An 18,908-nucleotide genomic window follows, 5' to 3' on the forward strand; every position below is an offset into this window, starting at 1 on the left:
CTTGACTGCCATTCCGCGCCAGTCTAGGAGTATTTTCAGAGCATTTCGGGGTGATAGCCTGTTATGCCGTTGGAATGGTTTAGTATTTCTGGGGACCTCGAAACCTTGCCAAGGTTAGGGTCGGGCGTTCGAATCGCCTCGCCCGCTCCAATCCACTTTAAAGTGGAACAAAGATCAGGCCGCCTTCGGGCGGTCTTTCTTTTTTGCGCGTCCTGAAAGCCGCCGTTTTTCATGCATCCGAGGGATTGCAGAATGACGCGCGCGGCACGACACTGGCCGCCGAACCCCCGAACCCGCCTGTCACAAAGGATTTGCCCATGACGTTATCCGCCCCGAATTGCGTGCTGAACGCAAACAGACCAGCAGGCACCACATGACGCCCGCGTGGGCAATCCGCCCCGTCACGGCTGCGGATCAGGCCGATTGGCGTGTTTTGTGGACCAGATATCTTGAATTCTACGAAAGCACTGTGCCCGAAACTGTGTATGAACACAGCTTTGCGCGCCTGTTATCGGGTGATCCGCATGAATATCACGGCTTTATCGCGCGGCTGGACGGCAAAGCGGTCGGGCTGACGCATTACCTGTTCCATCGGGACATGTGGACCGTTGCCAACACCTGCTATCTTCAGGATCTTTATGTCGACCCTGCCCAGCGCGGCACCGGACTGGGCCGCGCCCTGATCGAGGCCGTATATCAGGCTGCATCAGAAAACGGGGCCGCGTCGGTTTACTGGCACACGCAGGACAACAACAAAACCGCACGCCAGCTTTATGATCGCGTATCAACGCTCACTCCGTTTGTTCAATATTCCAAGACCCTTGCGACGGAATAGCGCTCGACAGTAGCAATACAGAAAGGCCGATCATGTCCACGCCCCGAAAAGACGGTTTTTACATGCCCGCCGAATGGGCGCCCCACCTGCGCACATGGATGATGTGGCCCTGCCGGACCGAAGTGTGGGATGATATCGGTGAAACACGCGCGAATTATGCGGCGGTCGCCCACGCCATTGCCCGCTTTGAACCTTTGACCATGGTTGTGCATCCGCGCGATGCCAATCAGGCCGCTGATCTGCTGGGCAGCGATATCGACATGTTGCAGGCGCCGATTGATGACAGCTGGTGCCGCGATTCCGGCCCCTGCTTTCTGATCGACGGCAAGGGCAACCGCGCGGGCACGGCGTTCGAATTCAACGCATGGGGTAGGAAATACACGCCTTTTGACGGCGACAATGCCGTGGCCGAAACCATCCTGAATACCGCCGGACTGACAGCCTTTACATCCAACCTGATTGCAGAAGGCGGCGGCGTCAGCGTGGATGGAGAAGGCACCATTCTGACAACACTCAGCTGTTTTCCCAACGCCAATCGAAACCCCGACTGGTCGGTCGCGCAGATCGAAGCAGAGCTGAAAGAGATGCTGGGCGGCGAAAAGGTGATCTGGCTGCCAGGCGATGCGTTCGAAGTGGAAACCGACGGCCATGTTGACGGCATCGCCACCTTTGTCGCCCCCGGCGTCGTCGCGATCCAAGGCGCCGAGACAGCGAATGATGAACTGCACGAGGTCTATCTGGCCAATCTTGATGCGCTGAAGGGCCAGACAGACGCCAGGGGCCGGCCGATCACGATACGCACGCTACCCGGCGCGACCGGTCTGGACAGCGAAAGCGAAATCTTTTGCGATTCTTACGTCAATTCCTACATCGTGAACGGCGGCGTTATCATGCCGTCATACGGGATCAAGGAAGACGGCCAAGTGCTTGAAATATATCATGATTTATTCCCCGAGCGCGAGGTCGTGGCGGTAGACATCCCGTCAATCGCGATCGGTGGTGGCGGCATTCATTGTATTACCCAGCAGGAACCCGCGCCGTAAACGCAGCAGCTGGAACCAGATCGTCCGCCCCTGCCTTGTGGCCCGGTCAGAATGCTTTGAACGTCAATGTCGTCAGCGACCTTTCGATTCCCTTGATGGTCAGCAGGTTGTCATTGATGAACTTGCCGACATCCGCGTCCTTGGGAATGTAGAGTTTCATCAGCAGATCATATTCACCGCTGGTCGAAAACAGTTCCGAATGGATTTCGCGCAGGGCGATCTCTTCGGCGACGGCATAGGTGGTTCCGGGGGTACAGCGGATTTGAATAAAGACGCAGGTGCTCATATCTTTGGTGCTCCTTCAGGCCTGCACAAACTGGCATATCGGACACGGGCGCTGCAATCCCTCAAACTGGGTGCTTGGCCCGCTGGTCCGTCCCGCCTATAAGACCTCGAAATCGTTCAGGATAAACACCATGCGCACGGCCACGATCACCCGCAAAACCGCCGAAACCGATATTTCGGTCAAGATCAACCTTGATGGCACCGGAACCTATGACAACCAGACCGGGATCGGTTTTTTCGATCACATGCTGGACCAGTTGGCGCGCCATTCGATGATCGACTTGGAAATTTCCGCCACGGGCGATCTGCACATTGATGATCACCACACTGTGGAAGATACCGGAATTGCTTTGGGGCAGGCCCTGACAAAGGCACTGGGCGACAAGCGCGGCATTCGCCGCTACGGATCGTGCCTGCTGCCGATGGATGATGCGCAGGTGCGCTGTGCCCTTGATTTGTCGGCCCGCCCGTTTCTGATCTGGAACGCAGACCTGCCAACCGCAAAAATCGGCACGTTCGATACAGAGCTTGTGCGCGAATTCTTTCAGGCACTCAGCACCCATGGCGGCATAACGCTGCATATCGATGCTCTGCACGGGATCAACAGCCACCATATCGCCGAGGCCACGTTCAAATCGGTCGCCCGCGCCCTGCGCGAAGCGGTTGAGGCTGATCCGCGCAGCGCGGGTGCCCTGCCCTCGACCAAGGGCGCGCTGTAGCGCCATGCTGACTGCGATCATCGACTACGAAAGCGGCAACCTGCATTCCGCCGAAAAGGCGTTTCAGCGCATGGCGCAGGACACCGGTGCCGGGGATGTGGTTGTGACCGGCGATGCCGATGTTGTGGCCCGCGCTGACAGAATCGTATTGCCGGGTGACGGGGCGTTTCCCGCCTGCCACGCGGCGCTGACCGGACATAGCGGGTTGTTTGATGCCCTGCGCGAAGCGGTCGAGGTAAAAGGCCGCCCGTTTCTGGGCATTTGCGTCGGGATGCAGTTGATGGCGACATGGGGTCGCGAATATTCAGATACCAAAGGCCTGGACTGGATCAGTGGTGAAGTCGTGCGCATCACGCCCGACGATCCGTCGCTGAAGGTGCCTCATATGGGCTGGAATGATCTGATCCTTGATGTGCCCCACCCGGTATTTGACGGGATTTCCAGCGGCGACCACGCCTATTTTGTGCATTCCTATCATTATGTTGTGTCGCGTTCTTCAGACAGATTGGCGCATGTGGAATATGGCGGTGACATCACCGCTGTGATCGGCCACTCCACCATGATCGGAATGCAATTCCATCCGGAAAAAAGCCAGAACACGGGCTTGCGTCTGATCGCAAATTTCCTGAAATGGTCACCCTAGGCGCACGTCCAGTTATTTCAATCTGGTCCAGGTCTGACCGTCACAGATCTTGCCTTTGCAACCGGTCACTTTCAGAGTGTTGCCTGCCAATTTCATGCTGGCTGACGCTTTGACATTCAGCAAAGGCACAAACACCGTGCCGTTGCCATAGTTTCCACTGCCCAGATCCTCGACATCCCAGAACAGTTCGCGCCCCACATTGCGCGTTTTCACGGATTTTCCGTAAACGTCGAAGGCTTCCATGACCTTGCCGCATATTTTGACGCCACACTCGCGGATTTCGATATGCGAAGTCAGTTTCTTGCGGTCCGGCTCTGTCTTCCAGAGGCCAATTACGGCATCGCTGGCCTGCGCCGCTGATACGGTGCAGATTACAGAAAAAGACACCGCAAACAGAAATCTGAACATCCGCATCACTCCTTGATCAGGGTCCAACGACACTGTTCAAAACAATAATGCGATTTTACCACAAGCCAAGGGATCAGTTTTGAACCCGCCGCACCTGAGCGACGGGTCAATGTTGAAGTTGGATCAGTTCACCCGGGTCCATGTACCGCCATCACGGCATATGCCAAGGATACAGCCGGAAATCGCCAGCGTATTGCCGTTCAACTGCATCTTGGAATTGTAGGTCTTGTCACGGTCCGGCGACCAGACCTTGCCACCGCCATAGGCCCCGCCACCTTCGGCTTCCATATCCCAGATGATCTGCTTGCCGATGTTGCCGCTTGGGCCGGCTGCGCCGCCAGCGGCAAAAGATTTCACCAACGTGCCGCAGATTTTGGAACCACATGGCGCCACATCGATATGGCCATAATTGCCATTGTCATCGCTCACGGTTTGCCACGTGCCCAGAACCGGATCGGCCAAAGCCGGTCCCGCCAGACCAAGCGCGATAGCCGCAGTTAATGCCAGATTTCTCATCATCATCTCCTCGTTTTGATGGACCTGGCGAAACCCTGCGTACCAATTCTGCAATCTGGCAAGTGTAACCCAACGTCGCGTTGCAATTGACGTCAAGTCGGGGATAAGAACGCGCGGACCATTACCAAGAGATGCAGCATGATCCTTTACCCCGCGATTGATCTGAAAGACGGACAGGCCGTACGGCTTGTCCATGGCGATATGGGCCGCGCCACCGTGTTCAACGATGATCCCGCCGCACAGGCGATGGAATTCGTCAACGCAGGCTGCGAATGGCTGCACCTCGTCGACCTGAACGGCGCGTTTGAAGGCGAACCCGTCAACGCCGCGCCGGTCGAGGCGATTCTGGCGCAAACCCGCGTGCCCGCGCAACTGGGCGGCGGCATCCGCGATATGGCAACGATTGAACGCTGGCTGGCCAAGGGTCTGGCGCGGGTCATTCTGGGCACGGTCGCCGTGGAAAACCCTGATCTGGTGCGTCAGGCCGCGCGTGCGTTTCCCGGTCAGGTGGCTGTCGGCATTGATGCGCGCAACGGCCGTGTCGCAACCAAAGGCTGGGCGACGGAAACCGATGTGATGGTCACCGATCTGGCGCGGTCGTTCGAAGACGCCGGTGTGGCGGCGATCATTTACACCGACATCTACCGCGATGGCGCGATGCAAGGCCCGAACATAGAGGCGACGGCAGCCCTCGCCAATGCCGTGAGTATTCCGGTCATCGCATCAGGGGGCGTGTCCTCGCTTGCCGATCTGATCGCGTTGCGTGATTGCGGCGCAGATTTGAACGGCGCGATATCCGGGCGCGCGCTTTATGACGGGGCGATTGATCTGGCCGAGGCGCTGACTGCTCTGAATGGCTGAGATGATCTGGCCTCTGGCCGGCCTGTTCCTGATTTCGCTTTCCGCGGCCACCCTGCTGCCCGGCGGGTCCGAGGCTGCGCTGCTGGCACTGGCGTGGCTGTCGACATATTCCGCCCTGACACTGCTTGTCGTGGCCAGCACCGGCAATATCCTTGGTTCGATCCTGAATTATCTGCTGGGCCGCATCGCGCTCCGCTTTCAGGATCGCGTCTGGTTCCCGGCATCTGCCAGCCAACTGGAAAAGGCCCAGAATTGGTTTTCACGATGGGGATACTGGGCAGTGTTGCTGGCATGGATGCCGCTGATCGGTGATCCGATCACGGTCGCTGCGGGCGTCCTGCGGATGGGGTTTGGTCTGTTCCTGCTTCTGGTGACGATTTCCAAAACGCTCCGGTACATGGTCGTTCTGGGGCTGTTCAACCTGTTCGCTTGACGGGAAAACATGATATCCGCCGGTGCAATGCACCAGCGCTTGGCCATTGATCCTTTGGCCGCATCGCATTATGTCGGCATCATGCTGAAAACCCGTATCATTCCGTGCCTTGATGTTGCCAACGGGCGCGTTGTCAAAGGCGTGAATTTTGTCGATCTGATTGATGCAGGTGATCCGGTGGAGAGCGCCAAGGCCTATGACGCGGCAGGCGCAGACGAATTGTGTTTTCTGGACATCAATGCCACTCATGAAAACCGCGGCACCATGTTTGATGTTGTCACCCGCACAGCCGAACAATGCTATATCCCGCTGACCGTGGGTGGAGGTGTGCGCACCCGCGAGGACGTGCGCGATCTGCTGCTGGCGGGGGCCGACAAGGTGTCGTTCAATTCCGCCGCCGTGGCCAATCCCGATGTTGTGACGCAAGCAGCAGATCATTTTGGCAGCCAGTGCATTGTGGTGGCCATAGATGCAAAAACCGTCAGCCCCGGAAAATGGGAGATTTTCACCCATGGCGGGCGCAAATCCACCGGGGTCGACGCGGTTGAATTTGCCCGCACCGTTGCCGCCAAGGGTGCGGGTGAAATCCTGCTGACCTCAATGGATCGCGATGGCACACGCGCAGGGTTCAACCTGCCCCTGACCCGCGCCATATCCGATGCCGTGGACATTCCTGTCATCGCCAGCGGCGGTGTCGGCACCCTTGATCATCTGGTCGATGGTGTCACCAAGGGCGGCGCCAGCGCCGTGTTGGCAGCCTCGATCTTTCACTTTGGCGATTTCACCATCCGCGAGGCCAAGGCCCACATGGCCGCGGCAGGCATCCCGATGAGGCTGACATGACACTGGACGATCTTTACGCCACCATCACCGCCCGCAAATCCGCCGATCCCGAAACAAGCTGGACCGCCAAACTGCTGGCCAAAGGCCCCGAAAAATGCGCCGAAAAATTCGGGGAAGAAGCGGTCGAGGCCATTATCGAAGCCGTGAAGGGCGACACCGCCGCACTGACCGGCGAAGCGGCGGATGTGCTCTATCACCTGCTGGTGATGCTGGCCGCGCGCGACGTACCGCTGGCGGATGTGATGGCCGAACTTGATCGCCGCCAAAACCAAAGCGGCATCGCCGAAAAAGCCGGCCGCACGCCCTGATCTTCTTCTGTTTCCAAATATTCTCGGGGGTCCGGGGGCAGACAGCCCCCGGTCTTCACAGTTTGGATGAAATCAAACCGGTGTTGAACCCGCCCATGCGCAGCTCTCCGAACAGGCGCTGATATTCGATCTTCGGACAGCGGTTCTGGATCACCGTAACACCGCGCGCTTGCGCCTTTTGAGTGGCGGCCTCGTGTTCCACCCCGATCTGCATCCAGATCGTTTGCAGATCCGGAAAGGCTGCAAGCGCTTCGTCCACCACCGGTGGCACCGCTTCGGAACGGCGGAAAATATCCACCATATCCACCGGGCCGTCGATCTCGGACAAGGATGCGACGACTTTTTGACCAAACAAAACCTCGCCCGCATGCCCCGGATTGACCGGAACGACATCATAGCCTTTCAGATTCAGATAGCGCGCCACATAATAACTCGGGCGCACGGGGTTGGCTGACACCCCGACCACCGCAATGCGCCGGGTTTTTGTCAGAATGGATCGCAAAAGATCATCAGAATACGCTGTCATGTTGGTTCCATACATCGCCCGATCAGAAGAAAAAAGCGCCCAAGGCAAAAAGCCAGGGGCGCCAGTAGCGGAACGAGGGACAGTGAAGGGTGTAACCGGAGTTCCGGACCGGCTACATGCATTAAAGATAGGAACGATTTGCGGATCGAAAAGGGGCGCTGACATTTACGTGATCGGTTTTTTTGACCGCAGGCACATGTCAGTCAAAAATATCCTCGATCACGTCAAACGCCTCTTCAAATGCCCATTTGAGGAAGCCTTTGCGTTTTTTGCGGTACTTCGTTTTTTTGACATGCGGTCGCGGCTCCCACTTGCCACCGGGCGTCGGGTCTTTGGGGCGAACCCGGATGCGGCTGGGCGAAACCAGTTCCCGGTCGCCAACCTTGTCCTTGCGCAGCATTTTCAGATCATGCAGCGGCGCCCCGCAAGAGGCACAGGCCAATTCGTGCCGCTCTTTGCCGCGCAGCACTAGCGCCGCGCGTGTCCCGCAATAACAGCAGGTCGCGATTTTCGTCGGATAGGCGATATCGGCCTCCTGTTAACGTCCTAACGTGGCATATAGGGCAACTGCCGCCGCATTTGAGACGTTGAGCGATCCAAAATTGCCCGCTGCGTCGATTTTGACCAGGGCATCACAGGTGTCTTTGGTTTTTTCGCGCAATCCCGGCCCCTCTGCGCCCAGAACCAGAGCGATCGGGCGGTCTGTTGCACCGGCGACGGCCTGTTCAATGGTCTGGTCAGCCTCGCCATCCAATCCCAGAACCAGATAGCCATAGCCCTGCAATTCGCGAATGGCATCCGCCAGATTGCGCACCCGAAGATACGGCTGGCGTTCCAGTGCGCCACTGGCGGTTTTCGCCAGCGCCCCGGTTTCCGGGGCGGAATGGTGGCGCGTTCCAATCACCGCCGATGCACCGAAAACCTCGGCCGAACGCAGGATCGCGCCGACATTGTGCGGGTCGGTCACACGATCCAGTAACAACACACGGGGTACCTTGGCCCCGATACAAACCTCTTCCAGCCGCCCCCAGTTCAGCGGCTTTACCTCAAGTGCTGCACCCTGATGCACCGATCCGGGATCCAGCGGCGCGCCAAAGCGGCGCGGATCGGCAATTTCGGGCTCGATTCCGGACGCGGCGATCGCATCGGCCAGTTTCGTTTGTGCATTCAGCGTGACGATCAGGCGCAGTTTTGCCCGCGCCGGGTTTTGCAGCGCATCCCGCACCGCATGCAAACCGAACAGCCAGACGGTTTCGGCCCCGGCCGCCTTTTTCGCCTGTTCCTTTTCAACGACCCATTTGGGTTTTTTCATCTGATCCCGCCTTTGTGCCCATGCGTCGTATATCCACCCGCCACAGGTGATATTTGAGGTTGACGCCCCATAGGCGCGCTTGTAATCACGCCTTCACGTCCGGCGCAATCTTTGTCCGGTCCGTGGGCGACAGGCCGCAAGGTGTGGCAGGGGACTGTAACTCCCTCGCGGAGACGCACGCCTGGTTCGATTCCAGGGTCGCCCACCACTCAATCTCCCTAAAACCGTAGAAAAAACGTGCGCTCTAATTAGTGTTTATTTTTCCGTTAGTTACGGGACCACAGAGCACCAGAGACCTCACAATAGGTCTCAGATATTGCCCGTTTGGGGGCTGTTTCCAGGAAAGTCTCAGCGGGGCAAGTGCGGGTGAGGTCTTGGGCCCGTTTAGGCGAACTCAAGGATGCGGGAAGCCCAGAATCTGGCGCTGCTCGTTCCAATCCAGCGGCAGTTCTAGGAGATTGCGCAATGCTGTTGCGTTGAGATGCGGTGGCTGACGGCCCTCAAGAATTGCTGACGATATGTCAGGTGCCAGCCAGGCGAGCGGCAGGATGCGGCTGACGGATCCACTGCGCAGCCCTTCCCGCTCGGTGATTTGCTGAATCGATGAAGACTTCCCCGCAAGAAGTTCGTCTGCCCATCGCCTTGCATCGGCGACCAGCGCAATGAGGTTCGGGTCCGGTTGCGGGGCACCTTCCGGAACGATGATGATTGGTTTGGCCCGTCCGCTCTGACGCTTTTGGAACGGGGCCTCGAAGGAAGCGACTAGAGTTTCAAGCGACCTGCCAAGCCCCGGCAGCGCATGGAGGTTTACTGAGATATGCAGCTGGTCCTTTTGCGCATCTATCCGATCAATCAATCCGCGAGGAAACTGCGCCTCGATTCCGTGGGTATTCGCGGCAATCTCTGCAGACCAAGCATCCGCCGCCCGCACGACATCGGCGATCGAGGTATCGCATTCTTTAGCCTGCCCCACTTGGTCCGCTAACCAGCTCTTGTCGCAGAATCGGGTTTTGAGGCTGCTGAGAGCAAGGTCCTCAATCTCCTTCGCCGGCAACCGCTCAATGCAGTTTCTGTCTTCTATGCAAGATGTCTTTGAAGTGTAGTACCAATAGCGCTTCGTTTGGGTTGTGCCTTCCCGCTGCGCCGACTTGCTGGCATAGGTCGTGCGCATCGCACGGCCCATTGAATCAAACAGCAGGCCATCCAGAGGTCGCTTTGCGCATCGGCGGGGCGCGTTAATCTGTTTGCCGCCGTGATCCGCCAGCAATGCCTGAACCCGCTGCCATGTCTCTTCATCGATGATGGCCTCGTGGAGCCCGTCGTAAAGCTCGCCCTTGTGGCGTGTTTTCCCGATGTAGATTGGGTTGCGCAGGATGTGGTAAAGCGCACCGCGCGAGAAGGCTTCGCCGCCGCTGCCGCGACCATGCCGGTCGGTTCGGCGCTTGCTGACAACCCCCATGTCGTTCAGTCGCGCAGACAATTGCCGCACAGATCCCGTTGTCAGGTATTCGGCAAAGATCATCCTGATGGCACAGGCTTCCGTTTCATTCACCTCCAGCGCCTTTTCCACCACGTCATAGCCCATCGGAACGGAACCACCCATCCACATGCCTTTTCTCTTGGAGGCGGCGACCTTGTCCCGAATGCGCTCGGCGGTCACTTCACGCTCGAACTGGGCAAACGACAAAAGCACATTCAGGGTCAGCCGCCCCATCGACGATGTCGTGTTGAAAGCCTGGGTGACCGACACAAACGACACCCCTGCCCTTTCAAACACATCCACCATCTTCGCAAAATCGGCCAGGGACCGCGTCAGGCGATCCACCTTGTAGACGACGATGATATCGATGCGCCCACCGCGCACATCCTCCAGCAGTTGTGTGAGCCCCGGACGATCCATCGACCCTCCCGAGAACCCGCCATCGTCATAGCGGTTTGAGAGTTCCGTCCAGCCTTCGTGCTTTTGACTGAGGATGTAAGCTGCACAGGCCTCGTGCTGCGCATCCAGCGAGTTGAAGTCCTGCTCAAGCCCCTCCTGTGTCGACTTGCGGGTGTAAATGGCGCAGCGTTTTCGGATCATCGCTTGCCACCCTCACGCAGTCCGAAGAACCTTGGCCCGTTCCGGTTGGTGCCGGTCATCCCCCGAGCGACGGCGGACAACGATGAATAGCTCTGGCCATTCCAGGTAACGCCGCCGTTTTCGGTTATCTGAACCTCATGAGTGGTTCCGCCCCAGTCCTTCAGAATGCGTGTCCCCTCGCCAATCATTCGTGGCACGGCGCCATTGGGGTTTTTCGGGGAGCGAGAGTAAGTCCGGGCCCGAATGGCCCGGTTCCACGCTCGGCGCGTCCCGGCCGTTTCACCACCAGAGAGAGCAACCTGCACATCCCAAGCCAGCGCCAGCCGCATCAGACGTGCTGTCAAGGTTCTAGGTGGTTCTGAGCCCCTAGTCTCAGCCCAAAACTGTCGGAGCGTGGCCGCGTTAGCTTCTTCCAACCACTGAAGTCTGATGCTTGCCTCCCTGGAACTCATCTATTTCCTCCGGACGCAATGCGGTAGCGGGCCACTTTGCCCGACCGGTCAAGTTCGATCGCCACGCCCGCCGATCTCAACCGCGAGATCGTCGCCCGAATTGTATGCGGTTGCCAATCCAGTCGCCTTTGAAGCTGAGCCACCGTCGCCCCGGAACGGCGCGATAGCAGTTTACACAGTTCTCCAGACTTGGTCCTGCCCGCGGGTTTGAATGGCCTTGGTTTGGCATGGTCGGTCTCAGGGGGCTGGGATTGTTGTTCGGTCATTGTCATCTCCTCTTGGAAGCAGGGCTTTCTCGCGCCCTGTACTGACCAAAGCCCGGCGATCCGGGCGGGAGACTCAATTCGTTCAACGTCGTTAGTGACGCTCGCCTTGGCTCGGAAGTCCAGTGGAAGAGTGACAATCATGCGGACCTTAAAGGTCATCAAAGGCGGGCGGCGGCTGCCGCCCGCCTAATGATTATATGTCGATCTTTTCAGCGATACTCAGTGCGTCTTCCAACTCTACGCCCAAGTATCGAACTGTGCTGTCCACCTTGGTGTGGCCGAGTAAAAGCTGCACCGCGCGAAGATTGCCGGTTTTCCGGTAGATCAGCGCTGCCTTGGTGCGCCGTAGCGAGTGCGTGCCATAACCGCTCGGATCAAGACCAATTGCGGACACCCAATCACGGACCAGCCGCGCATATTGCCGGGTCGATACATGCGGCCTGTCGTGGAAGCGGCTGGGAAACAAGAACGTGCATCCCAGCATCTCCGGGCGACACACCCAATTCCAAATAGAATCGCGGGTGTTCTCGGAAACCTCAAACTGGACGGGTCGCTGAGTCTTGCTCTGGATCACTGTCACGCGCTCACGAACCCGGTCACCAACAACAAGATCGGTGACTTTGAGACGGACGAGGTCACAACCGCGCAACTTGCTATCGATCGCCAGATTGAACAGTGCCAAATCCCTGAGATTCCCCGCGAGTTCCAGCCGGGCGCGGATGGCCCAGACCTGCTTGGCAAGAAGCGGGCGTTTCTGACCGATCAGGCGCCCCTTATTCCACGGCGTGCGTTGCGGTTTGATGGCGGGAAGTTGAATATTGGACATTGATCGTCCTCCATCCGACCCTCCCGCTCCAAGCATCGACACCACGTCAACCGACCGACTCTACCAATTGATCGAACGGCCAGTCCCATCAGCACACCAGACCTTCGTGGCACAAGCGGCGATCGGCAGCAATGAGCCCATTTTGCCCAATGCTGTACGGCATGTGAATGGCTGCTATCGCTACGTTTCGGGTAAGGCCTCGCCAGTGATGTAGGTATAAGAGCCACGGACCAGTTGCAGCACCACGTCCAATTCGGTTTCATTGATTGGGGTATAGATCATCACGAACCCCTCCCAACCCGCGCGCTGGTCGGCCCAAGGATGTGCCACGGCCCAACCGGCGTCTATCGCGGCCCGTGCTGTGTCCGGGTGCAGCGAGGCGTGTAGGCTACCATCAGGGTGAAGGTGTGCAAACTCGCGCCCGCCAACGATCGCCTGAGGTTTTGCGATCTGGACGTCGCTCGTCAGCTGAAACCCGACCGCGCCGGGGAGTGATACGCGGGTCGCCCCAAGAACAACGCCGGGAAATTCAGCGACTTGACGCAGCATTTCTGCCGACAACTCAGGGACCGGCGACACGCCGATCTGCACGTGCGGCACGCCGTTCGTCGTATCCGGGCGCGCGCCATCCCGCATCGGGAAAGTCACGTTCTGAGCGGACACGGGCGCTGCTGCAGTAAGCAGCGATACTGCGGCCGAGATCAGAAGCAGGTTTGACAGTCTTGGCATCTCGATATCCTTATGGTCCCGGCCGCAGCGTAGATCGGCTGGCTTATGCGGCGTGAAACGCCTGGCTTACGGCATAGCTGTCCTCGAACCAGTTCCACAGCACGACCTGACCATCGCGCACCTTGGCGCGCAGAGCAAAGGTGAACTCGTCGGTTTCCGCGCCAGAGGCCGTCAGCCGCAATCTCATCCGACCGAATACGGCCACGGTGTCGCCGGAGGCGAAGGCGTCCTGATTTTCCCATCGGGTCACCTGAACATTCTGCGAGGAGGTGCCGAGGAAGCCAAAGATCGTCTCCTTACCTTGCCATGTTCCGATCCATGGCAGGTCGGGATCGCCTTCGTTTTGCCAAACCATGTCGTTGGCCATAAGCGCGCCCATGCGGTCCATGTCACCGCCCCCCATGGTCTCCATGAAGGCCATAACTGTATCGAGCGAGGCTTGGGTTTCATCGTCGGTGGCTTGCGCGATAGCCGAGCCCGCAAGGGCAATCCCCGTTGAAGCGGCTGCGGATGCCGCCAGAAGCTGTCTTCTATGCATTTTGGTACTCCGATTGTTCGGCGATTACTGACCTCGCAGCTGTTGCAGGGCGCCGGCCCAATCCTCGACGTGGTAGGTGCGGACAATCACGCCGTCGTCCAACTCGTGGATGTCGATCGTCAGGATATCAAAGCTGCGCCCTCCGCCATCGACACCGAAGAACGGGCCTGTCGGCGTTCCCGTCGCACGGCTGCGCACGGTTACGAAATCACCATCCTGATGCATCGCCTGCACGGACCAGTCGAGATCAGGGATGAGCTGGCTGAAGAACCCCATCTGGCCGACGAAGGCGTCTCGGCTCTTGTTCTCGCCGGAGTAGTCGCCGACGCTCTCCCAGGTCTCGGACGTCGCGCCAAGGAATGTCGCGACATGCGTTTCCGAACCGGGATTGCTGAGCAGGTCGTAGAAGGTTTGCACGGTCGCCTTGTCGTCGGCGGCGGCGCTGGTTGCGATGGCTGTCAGCCCAAGCGCGGCTACTGCAAGAGTTGTTCGGAATGCGTTCATGGATGTGTCTCCTTGGTCGGTCAATGACGGTGCCGCGCGGGGGTGCGGGCCTCCTGCCACCAAGATGGACAAATCCGGATATCAGCATAAGATAGAATAGATAAGTTTAACTGTTCGGATTTTTGATAGTATGATCGACCGATTGCGCCAGATGGCAATCTTTGCCAAGACGATTGACCATGGATCATTCCGTGGGGCTGCACGGGAGCTACGGCTGTCGCCCTCGGTGGTCAGTCACCATATCTCGCAGCTTGAAGACAGCCTTGGCGTCGCGCTGATCTATCGCTCGACCCGAAAGCTGACGCTGACGCGCGAGGGCCACAGGCTTCTGGCTGCAGCGCACAAGATGCTGGAGGCCGTCGAAGGCGAGTTGGTTGATCTGTCGGTGTCCGCAACTGCGCCGAGCGGCGAGCTTCGCGTGACCGTTCCATCCGTCCTCTCAAAATCACATTTCACAGAGCAGATCGCAGCCTTTTCCAAGGCCCACCCGAGGATCAAACTGTCTTTGGATTTTTCAGACATCCGACGTGACCTGATCGATGACGGCTTTGATATCGCGATCCGAATGGGCCCCAAGGCGAAAACCACCGCCACCTCACGCAAACTGTTTTGGGTCGAGCGCAGATTGATCGCCTCCGTCGACTACCTCGCATCGCGCTCGGCTCCGGATCATCCCGATGACATTGCCAACTGGGATTGGCTGGCCCTGACACCGGCTCAGAACGTCCCTGTGGCGTTCACCAAGGCGGGCGGCACGCAAGCAACGATCAAGCCCGACGCACGTGTCTTTGCCAACGATGCGCAAGCGCTCTATCAGCTGGCGCGTGCGGGTGCAGGGCTTGCCATCGTTCCGGATTTCCTGGCGCACGAAGACGTGGGGCGCGGGGCGATTGAATATGTTCTTCCCCACTGGAAGTTGCAGACGATCATCGTTTTCGCGGTCTGGCCCAGCAATGCGCCGAAACATGGTCTTATTCATCTGGCCTTGAATGCTTTGGGCCAGACCCAGTCCTGAAGCAGACCTTTGGGTAGCTGGTGCGAGCGGCGGTATTGTCCCGCTCAACGGACCTTGGTGACGTCTGCAGTTGACGACCGCTTTGCGGGACGAAGCGGACCTTGGCGTAAAGCCTTTTCAGCATTTCTCTGGCCAGCGAAACAATGCATGTCTACCGTAAAAGGGAACCTGCGGTTGATCGGAGACAATGCATTGCAGAACGGGGTGAACACGGCCGAACACGACACGATTTCTGCCGCACTGACGCGCGCAAATGCGCGCGAGGTGGCGATGCGCGAGATCCTCTCGGCGATCAGCCGGTACCGCGACGACGTGCAGCCGGTTCTTGAATGCATCGCGCGCAATGCAGGCGAGCTGTGCGACGCCCCCGATGTCGGCCTGCACCTCGTCAACAAGGCGCGCACCCACACAAGGATCGCCTGCGTCTGGGGACCGGACAAGGGCGTCTTCCCGGTCGGCACAGAGTTCGAGCTGTCTGGAACAACGGCCATGGCGCGCGCAATTCGCGAGGCGCGGACAACACAGATTCGCGATTTCTCTAAGGATCCACGCTATCTTGCCCGTGAACCGGGGCCGGTAAAGAAGGTCGAGGAAGAGGGCGTTCTGACTTTCCTTTGCGTGCCCTTCGTCCAGAACGGCATCGCGATCGGCTGCGTTACCCTGAACCGCTATGAGGTGAAGCCGTTCACCGAGGACGAGATCGCCCTTCTCGAGACCTTCGCTGCCCAAGCCGTCATTGCGATCGAGAACGTGCGGCAATTCCGCGAGGTGCAGGAACGACTCCGACGAGAACGGGCCTCTGCGAAAGTACTGGAGATTATCAGCCAAAGTCGGGATAATGACAGACAAGTATTCGATGCAATACTTGAGAATGCCTGCAAGCTCTGCGATGCGCCCTTTGCCGGACTCTACCTCCTCGACGAGGCCCGCAGCGAAATCACGCTTGTCTCAAGCTTGGGCGCGCGCTCTGAATACCTTAGCGGAGGCACGCGAACCTGGTCGATCGACGATCCTGCATCGGTCGGAGTGGCCATTCGGGAGGCTCGGGTAGAGCAGGCCTATGATATCCGCGACACAGAGGCTTACCGAAACGGAAATCCCCAGCGTGTCGAGGCCGCCAATATCGAAGGCATTCGCACCTTCGTCGCTGTCCCACTGCTGCACGGCGGTGTAGCAATCGGAGCCATTGGTCTTTACCGGCGCGAAGTCGCACCATTCCTTCCTGAGCAGATCGCACTGGTGGAATCCTTTTCAGCGCAGGCGGTAATAGCCATAGAAAACACCCGGCAATTCAATGCCCTCCAAACGCTCAACGCAGAGCTGGGTGAGCGTGTTGAGGAGCAGGTCGGCGAGATCGAGCGGATGGGGAAACTCAAACGTTTTTTGCCCTCCGCCGTTGCTAACACAATTGTCTCTTCGGGTTCCGAGGGATTGCTCAAAAGCCACCGGGCGCTTCTGGGCGTGCTGTTCTGCGACATCCGCGGCTTCACGGCGTTCTGCGAAACCGCCGAACCAGAAGAAACCATCGAGGTGCTGCAGATCTATCACGAAGAGATGGGCAAGCTGATCGACGCACATGGCGCGGGTGTCGATCACCGGATGGGCGACGGCATAATGGTTCTCTTCAATGATCCATTGCCATGTGAAGACCCAGCCGGGGACGCCGTCAAACTGGCGATCGCTATGCGCGCTAGGATGTCCGATTTGTGCCGCGCTTGGAAACGCATGGGGTACCGTCTGGGCTTTGGTGTCGGTATTTCACTCGGATATGCAACAGTCGGTATGGTCGGGTTCGAAGGGCGCTCCGATTACACAGCCTCAGGCACCGCAGTCAACCTCGCGTCGCGGCTATGCGACGAAGCTGAAGATGGTGAGATCCTTCTCAGCACGCGCGCGGCAATCGCGGTTGAAGATGTATTCGCATCGGTTTCGGTCGGAGAGGTTTCGCTCAAGGGTATCCGCGAACCAGTTGAGGTTTTCAGATTAGACAGCGCCTAAGAACGGGCCCAAAGGCTGATTCAACGGCTGCTTCGGGCTGATTGTGTTGAAAAACTCGAAAAATCCGCACTTTCATTTTTCTGCCAATATCCGTTGCATCGGAAAAGCTGGCCCTAGTTGCACGGAGGGGGCTGTTAGAGCTGCACACACCTAAGCCCTGTTCCGCCAAAGGCCTCCACTCTTTCAAGGCCGTGGCGCAATCACCGCTTTGGTAAGCCTCATAGCCCTTGTCGAAATCCTGCGCCCAAGGCGCTCCACGACCTCTGCCAACGCGCGTAGCTCCGCTACGCGATGAACGCCAATCTGATCTTCAAATGGTTGAAGGACCCGCGCTTTGCTCCGGAGGTAGTCGATGCGGAAGCCGAACCTGCGTTTTTGCCGATCGAGATTTCTCCGGCTGTGTCACACCGAGAACCGGAGCAGCCATCAGGTCTCACCACCCCTGGCGGTCGGATCGACAATCGCCACTGCTGGGACAACACTAAACGCGTTGCGGTCAATCATTGGGCAACTCCGGCGCGCGCCCAACTCGTTCTGCGAGGCGTGTTACGGTAAGTCCCTGCACGATGATTGAGAAGATCACGACAATATACGTGACCGTCAGGATGAGTGGTTTCCACTCGCTATCGGGTAAAGACAGAGCCAAAGCGACCGAAATACCGCCCTTCAAGCCACCCCACGTCATGATCGGGATAACGCCCCTACTGAATGTGCGAAAGGGCTTCAGGATCAGCACTGGGACGGCAACAGCGGCAAGCCGCGCGACAAGTGCAAGCCCAATGGCCATGAAACCCGCGATGAGGAAGTCCACTTCAAACGCTATCGCAAAGACCTCAAACCCAATCATTAGAAACAACACAGCGTTCAGGATTTCGTCAACCAACTTCCAGAAGGCTTCAACGTATTGGCGGGTTTCTTGAGACATGCCGTGTTTGGAGCCGATGTCGCCTATCAGAAGTCCCGCGCAGACTGCCATGATCGGTGCAGAGACATGCAACCATACAGCCAACTCGTAGCCTCCAAAGGCAAGGCCGAGAGTGATCAGCACTTCCAAGGAATAATCATCGATCTGCCTCATAACCCGAAAGGTCAGCCAACCGAGGACCAAACCCAGGATAGCCCCGCCCAACGCTTCTTGAATAAACAACACCCCGGCGTCGGCGAGGTTTGCGCCGTGGCCGCCCCCAGTCGGAAAGGCAAATCCAACAAGCACCAAAAAGACGACATAGCCAACACCGTCGTTAAAAAGGCTTTCTCCAGCTATTTTGGTTTCAAGCGACTTCGGCAGATCGGCTTCCCTGAGCACACCAAGCACCGCAACAGGATCTGTCGGCGAAATCAGTGCGCCAAAAACAAGTGCCACTATTAAGGGCATACCCGTGATCCAACTAAAGCCGACACCAACAATAGCGGTTGAAACCCCCACGCCGATAGTCGCCATCAGAAAAATGACGAGCCAGGCTTTTCGCAAATCAGATAATTTGACATGTAGAGCACCGGCGAACAGCAAAAGCCCCAGCATGCCTTCCAGAAGCGCCTCAGAGAATTCCAGTTCGAGTACCTGAGCGCGGATTTGTTCCTCGACTGTCAGAATCGGAAAGAGCGCATCCGTTGCAATAACTGCGAAAGACGTGGCAAGCGCTACGACAAGGATCCCAATCGCTGACGGCAACCTGAGGAAGAGGTAGTTTATTGCTCCGAAGGCTCCGGCCAGCACGATAAGTAGTGATGCGATCTGAAGAATTGACATGGCGGTCCCGTCCAGTCT

Annotated in this window: 24 protein-coding genes and 1 tRNA gene; 11 read left to right on the plus strand and 14 right to left on the minus strand. The window is 58.1% G+C overall.

Features of this window, described 5'->3' with window-relative positions; translation table 11 throughout:
* Positions 1-373: 373 nt before the first annotated feature.
* Positions 374-835 (plus strand): GNAT family N-acetyltransferase, encoded by a 462-nt coding sequence (locus tag C1J05_RS13890; protein ID WP_114870777.1) that lies wholly within the window; start codon positions 374-376, stop codon positions 833-835.
* A 32-nt stretch (positions 836-867) separates the two neighbouring features.
* A complete protein-coding gene (locus C1J05_RS13895) occupies positions 868-1,878 on the plus strand; it encodes an agmatine deiminase family protein (RefSeq protein ID WP_205388952.1) in 1,011 nt (336 codons plus the stop codon).
* A gap of 46 nt (positions 1,879-1,924) precedes the next feature.
* Here the strand turns inward: C1J05_RS13895 and C1J05_RS13900 are convergent, their stop codons facing one another.
* Positions 1,925-2,164 carry an Lrp/AsnC ligand binding domain-containing protein gene (locus C1J05_RS13900; RefSeq protein ID WP_114870779.1) on the minus strand — a complete coding sequence of 80 codons (240 nt, stop codon included), beginning with the start codon at positions 2,162-2,164 and terminating at the stop codon, positions 1,925-1,927.
* A gap of 130 nt (positions 2,165-2,294) precedes the next feature.
* Between C1J05_RS13900 and hisB the strand changes: the two genes are divergently transcribed.
* On the plus strand, positions 2,295-2,882 hold the full coding sequence (gene hisB / locus C1J05_RS13905; RefSeq protein ID WP_114870780.1) for an imidazoleglycerol-phosphate dehydratase HisB: 588 nt from the start codon (positions 2,295-2,297) through the stop codon (positions 2,880-2,882).
* A 4-nt stretch (positions 2,883-2,886) separates the two neighbouring features.
* The gene (hisH, locus tag C1J05_RS13910) at positions 2,887-3,525 is read left to right on the plus strand and encodes an imidazole glycerol phosphate synthase subunit HisH (RefSeq protein ID WP_114870781.1); all 639 of its coding nucleotides are present in this window, start codon (positions 2,887-2,889) and stop codon (positions 3,523-3,525) included.
* Between the two features lie 12 nt (positions 3,526-3,537).
* On the opposite strand, the gene C1J05_RS13915 is transcribed toward hisH, so the two are convergent.
* Positions 3,538-3,933, minus strand: a complete 396-nt coding sequence (locus C1J05_RS13915; RefSeq protein WP_254684603.1) for a DUF2147 domain-containing protein — start codon at positions 3,931-3,933, stop codon at positions 3,538-3,540.
* 123 nt (positions 3,934-4,056) lie between these two features.
* Positions 4,057-4,449 (minus strand): DUF2147 domain-containing protein, encoded by a 393-nt coding sequence (locus C1J05_RS13920; protein ID WP_114872323.1) that lies wholly within the window; start codon positions 4,447-4,449, stop codon positions 4,057-4,059.
* Positions 4,450-4,587: 138 nt separating this feature from the next.
* Between C1J05_RS13920 and hisA the strand changes: the two genes are divergently transcribed.
* The 4 genes from hisA to C1J05_RS13940 all read left to right on the plus strand — a co-directional run bounded on the left by hisA (position 4,588) and on the right by C1J05_RS13940 (position 6,894).
* Complete coding sequence (gene hisA / locus C1J05_RS13925; protein WP_114870782.1) at positions 4,588-5,310, plus strand: 1-(5-phosphoribosyl)-5-[(5-phosphoribosylamino)methylideneamino]imidazole-4-carboxamide isomerase; 723 nt, start codon at positions 4,588-4,590, stop codon at positions 5,308-5,310.
* Positions 5,303-5,743: a YqaA family protein gene (locus C1J05_RS13930; protein ID WP_114870783.1), complete on the plus strand. Its 441-nt coding sequence runs from the start codon at positions 5,303-5,305 to the stop codon at positions 5,741-5,743. The genes hisA and C1J05_RS13930 overlap by 8 nt, the downstream gene beginning before the upstream one ends.
* 81 nt (positions 5,744-5,824) lie before the next feature.
* Positions 5,825-6,586 (plus strand): imidazole glycerol phosphate synthase subunit HisF, encoded by a 762-nt coding sequence (hisF, locus tag C1J05_RS13935; protein WP_114872324.1) that lies wholly within the window; start codon positions 5,825-5,827, stop codon positions 6,584-6,586.
* Positions 6,583-6,894, plus strand: a complete 312-nt coding sequence (locus C1J05_RS13940; protein WP_114870784.1) for a phosphoribosyl-ATP diphosphatase — start codon at positions 6,583-6,585, stop codon at positions 6,892-6,894. Before hisF ends, C1J05_RS13940 begins: the two co-directional genes overlap by 4 nt.
* 55 nt (positions 6,895-6,949) lie before the next feature.
* On the opposite strand, the gene C1J05_RS13945 is transcribed toward C1J05_RS13940, so the two are convergent.
* From C1J05_RS13945 to rlmB, 3 genes are all read right to left on the minus strand, one after another.
* Positions 6,950-7,420, minus strand: a complete 471-nt coding sequence (locus tag C1J05_RS13945) for a CoA-binding protein (protein WP_114872325.1) — start codon at positions 7,418-7,420, stop codon at positions 6,950-6,952.
* Between the two features lie 199 nt (positions 7,421-7,619).
* Positions 7,620-7,946, minus strand: coding sequence for a hypothetical protein (locus C1J05_RS22270; protein WP_114870785.1), 327 nt, complete (start codon positions 7,944-7,946; stop codon positions 7,620-7,622).
* 12 nt (positions 7,947-7,958) lie between these two features.
* Complete coding sequence (rlmB, locus tag C1J05_RS13955; RefSeq protein WP_114870786.1) at positions 7,959-8,732, minus strand: 23S rRNA (guanosine(2251)-2'-O)-methyltransferase RlmB; 774 nt, start codon at positions 8,730-8,732, stop codon at positions 7,959-7,961.
* A gap of 124 nt (positions 8,733-8,856) precedes the next feature.
* Here rlmB and C1J05_RS21520 point away from each other — a divergent pair.
* A tRNA-Tyr gene (locus C1J05_RS21520) sits at positions 8,857-8,940 on the plus strand.
* A gap of 186 nt (positions 8,941-9,126) precedes the next feature.
* On the opposite strand, the gene C1J05_RS13960 is transcribed toward C1J05_RS21520, so the two are convergent.
* The 7 genes from C1J05_RS13960 to C1J05_RS13990 all read right to left on the minus strand — a co-directional run bounded on the left by C1J05_RS13960 (position 9,127) and on the right by C1J05_RS13990 (position 14,127).
* Positions 9,127-10,812, minus strand: coding sequence for a recombinase family protein (locus C1J05_RS13960; RefSeq protein WP_114870787.1), 1,686 nt, complete (start codon positions 10,810-10,812; stop codon positions 9,127-9,129).
* On the minus strand, positions 10,809-11,264 hold the full coding sequence (locus tag C1J05_RS22185) for a DUF2924 domain-containing protein (protein WP_114870788.1): 456 nt from the start codon (positions 11,262-11,264) through the stop codon (positions 10,809-10,811). Before C1J05_RS22185 ends, C1J05_RS13960 begins: the two co-directional genes overlap by 4 nt.
* On the minus strand, positions 11,261-11,689 hold the full coding sequence (locus tag C1J05_RS22190) for a DUF3489 domain-containing protein (protein ID WP_114870789.1): 429 nt from the start codon (positions 11,687-11,689) through the stop codon (positions 11,261-11,263). Before C1J05_RS22190 ends, C1J05_RS22185 begins: the two co-directional genes overlap by 4 nt.
* A gap of 34 nt (positions 11,690-11,723) precedes the next feature.
* On the minus strand, positions 11,724-12,356 hold the full coding sequence (locus tag C1J05_RS13975; RefSeq protein ID WP_114870790.1) for a tyrosine-type recombinase/integrase: 633 nt from the start codon (positions 12,354-12,356) through the stop codon (positions 11,724-11,726).
* Positions 12,357-12,536: 180 nt separating this feature from the next.
* Positions 12,537-13,085 (minus strand): luciferase domain-containing protein, encoded by a 549-nt coding sequence (locus C1J05_RS13980; protein WP_114870791.1) that lies wholly within the window; start codon positions 13,083-13,085, stop codon positions 12,537-12,539.
* Between the two features lie 43 nt (positions 13,086-13,128).
* Positions 13,129-13,623 carry a nuclear transport factor 2 family protein gene (locus C1J05_RS13985; protein WP_205388954.1) on the minus strand — a complete coding sequence of 165 codons (495 nt, stop codon included), beginning with the start codon at positions 13,621-13,623 and terminating at the stop codon, positions 13,129-13,131.
* Positions 13,624-13,647: 24 nt separating this feature from the next.
* Complete coding sequence (locus C1J05_RS13990) at positions 13,648-14,127, minus strand: ester cyclase (protein WP_114870792.1); 480 nt, start codon at positions 14,125-14,127, stop codon at positions 13,648-13,650.
* Between the two features lie 130 nt (positions 14,128-14,257).
* Here C1J05_RS13990 and C1J05_RS13995 point away from each other — a divergent pair, with 130 nt between their 5' ends.
* Together C1J05_RS13995 and C1J05_RS14000 are read left to right on the plus strand one after the other, a co-directional pair.
* Positions 14,258-15,142 (plus strand): LysR family transcriptional regulator, encoded by an 885-nt coding sequence (locus C1J05_RS13995; RefSeq protein WP_114870793.1) that lies wholly within the window; start codon positions 14,258-14,260, stop codon positions 15,140-15,142.
* Between the two features lie 147 nt (positions 15,143-15,289).
* Positions 15,290-17,140 carry a GAF domain-containing protein gene (locus tag C1J05_RS14000; protein ID WP_114870794.1) on the plus strand — a complete coding sequence of 617 codons (1,851 nt, stop codon included), beginning with the start codon at positions 15,290-15,292 and terminating at the stop codon, positions 17,138-17,140.
* A gap of 496 nt (positions 17,141-17,636) precedes the next feature.
* Here the strand turns inward: C1J05_RS14000 and C1J05_RS14010 are convergent, their stop codons facing one another.
* Entirely contained in the window at positions 17,637-18,890 is a 1,254-nt protein-coding gene (locus C1J05_RS14010; RefSeq protein WP_114870795.1) for a cation:proton antiporter, read from the minus strand.
* Positions 18,891-18,908: the final 18 nt, after the last annotated feature.

Source organism: Sulfitobacter sp. JL08 (genome assembly GCF_003352045.1).
Lineage (GTDB): Bacteria > Pseudomonadota > Alphaproteobacteria > Rhodobacterales > Rhodobacteraceae > JL08.